Here is a 2,237-nt window from a genome sequence, read left to right as displayed (position 1 = left end):
ATAAATAAAAATTATTTTTTCACTTGTATAAATAATTTTTATTTATATATATCTTTTATAAAAAATCGCTTTAATTTATTATCTATTATTCATGTATTAGGGCTTATTTTAGTCTATTTATATAGTTTAAAATCAAAAAATCCCGTGTGAAAAATCACACAGGATTAATTATCTTCTGCTTTATAAATTATATTTTTAATTAAGCACTTTTGTGAGAACCCATTGATTTAACAACTACATCATGTTCTGAGTATTGTTTTAAGAATGGCAATCTCATTTCTTTTATAAATATTCCTATTACTATAGTTGGTGCCATTGCTGCTACTAAGTAAGCAGATATTTGTGGAATTGATAAACCTAAACCAAAACTTCTAGTCATAAATCCATATATCAAGCAATATGCTAATAAAGTATCTCTGCATACTAAACTTATTTGTAGTTTCTTATGGATTTGTTCTTTTGAATCACTTCTCTTCATTTCACAATATCCTCTTACTAAAGAATCTATAATTAAGCTGAATAAACTAAACATTGCTGCACCAGAAATAGAAACTATCAACGTACTAGCTACTGAATCTGTAGATTTTGTAATTACTAAATATAAATAAAATATAATAAATGATACCACTAAATCTTTAGATATTTTCTTCATATCTTTTACCCCCTTATATCGTCCACTTTAATTTTAATTAGTTTTCTTATCTTTTTAATTACATTATATTCACTGATAAATATTAATTCTATAAGTATCTTAACTAAAAATATAACAATATTAACACAAGGTAAATCTAGTTATATGGGTGTGTGTATCATAATTAAATTTAAATATAATTATAAAATCCCATGTAGAATCTAATAGTTCTACATGGGATTTTAAGTTTTAACTATACTCATATCCAATTGACCAATCCTTCTATATTTTCATCTCATAAAAATTACAGTCAAGAATTAAAAGTCTCTCTTACTACTGATATAATTGCTACAAACATTTCAGCAAGTAAACCGAAAAACCATCCTGCTGCTAATGATGCAACTATCCCTTCCATTATAGTAGTTTCTCCAGCATACATTAAATAGAAAAAGAATATTATAAAAACTATCACAACATCTATAAAGAATCTTTTCATATGGCATTACCTCCTATAAGTCTATCCAATTTTTTGTTCTTTCGTTTAATTGATGTTCTGATTCATTCTTTACTATAATATATGTTTATATTTATTCTTTTTCTACGAAATGACTCATTTTTTGCACACATTTTACAATGTTACATTTTCTTAAAATTTTTTCAAAAAGAAAATACTATACGATATGTCTAACGTATAGTTATTTAGGTCATTTCAATTATATCTATTTTATATTTATATTAAGATATTTTAACTGTTTGCATATTTTAAGTTAACTCAAATTTAACTTATCCCCGATAAGTTAAAAATATTTTTATCTATCTACTATAACATTCCCTTTTTCTTTTTTTCTAAGCTCTTTACTTAGCTCGCATACAACTAGTGTTGGTGCTAATGCTGCAATTACAAATGGTATAGTGTCTATAATTGTTAATTTTGGTCCTCCAAAAGAAACTCTCATTATTCCGTAGCATAATATAAATGTTAGTATACCATCTCTTGCTACTAATCTCATTTTTTCTATTATTTTTAATTCTTTTTCTGAAAGTGATACTCTCGTTCTTAGATTATTTTCATCTATATTTCTTATCGTATCACTCAATAAAGAAAATATACCTGCTGTACCTGATGAAACTATAATACCTTCTGCCATAGAAATATTTATTGCCTTATTAAATACAATATATAAAAGGCTCATTGTAAATAATAGAATGAAATCTCTGCCTATCTTTATCATTTTCCTCCTCCAAATATTAAAATATCCATTTATATAAATTTTTTCTTATATTTTATACATTTATTATATTCACTCTAGAGGTGTTTTTCTATAAGTATATTAACAAAAAAATATAATAATATTAACAGTATAGTATATTTTTACCAGGAAAATATTTTTCCAAAATTTATATTTTTAATAATGCATAAATACTTTCTTCCATGCCGTATAAAATGCTTTATCATCCTGCAATTTTCCATCTAAATCTAAACTTTCATATTAATTTAAATTAACTTGAAAATAACTATTTATATAAAAATGTTAACGTATTTATATCACAATATTAACTTTTTTATATATTTAATTATCTAATATAACAAATTAGAATTATCATT

At 23.7% G+C, this 2,237-nt stretch carries 3 protein-coding genes; all 3 read right to left on the bottom strand.

Going from position 1 to position 2,237, the window contains the following annotated elements; translation table 11 throughout:
- Positions 1–199: 199 nt before the first annotated feature.
- Positions 200–652, bottom strand: coding sequence for a hypothetical protein (locus I4U58_RS13620; RefSeq protein ID WP_195931875.1), 453 nt, complete (start codon positions 650–652; stop codon positions 200–202).
- A gap of 289 nt (positions 653–941) precedes the next feature.
- Complete coding sequence (locus I4U58_RS13615) at positions 942–1,127, bottom strand: hypothetical protein (RefSeq protein ID WP_195931874.1); 186 nt, start codon at positions 1,125–1,127, stop codon at positions 942–944.
- A gap of 313 nt (positions 1,128–1,440) precedes the next feature.
- The gene (locus I4U58_RS13610) at positions 1,441–1,863 is read right to left on the bottom strand and encodes a hypothetical protein (protein ID WP_195931873.1); all 423 of its coding nucleotides are present in this window, start codon (positions 1,861–1,863) and stop codon (positions 1,441–1,443) included.
- Positions 1,864–2,237: the final 374 nt, after the last annotated feature.

It is taken from the genome of Clostridium sp. 1001270J_160509_D11 (assembly GCF_015667935.1).
Lineage (GTDB): Bacteria > Bacillota > Clostridia > Peptostreptococcales > Peptostreptococcaceae > Intestinibacter.
This window is presented reverse-complemented; position numbering and strand designations above follow the sequence as displayed.

Excerpts from the sequence above, each read along its gene's own strand:
- I4U58_RS13615 (WP_195931874.1), bottom strand. The coding sequence starts at position 1,127 with ATGAAAAGATTCTTTATAGATGTTGTGATAGTTTTTATAATATTCTTT.
- I4U58_RS13610 (WP_195931873.1), bottom strand. The coding sequence starts at position 1,863 with ATGATAAAGATAGGCAGAGATTTCATTCTATTATTTACAATGAGCCTT.
- I4U58_RS13620 (WP_195931875.1), bottom strand. The coding sequence starts at position 652 with ATGAAGAAAATATCTAAAGATTTAGTGGTATCATTTATTATATTTTAT.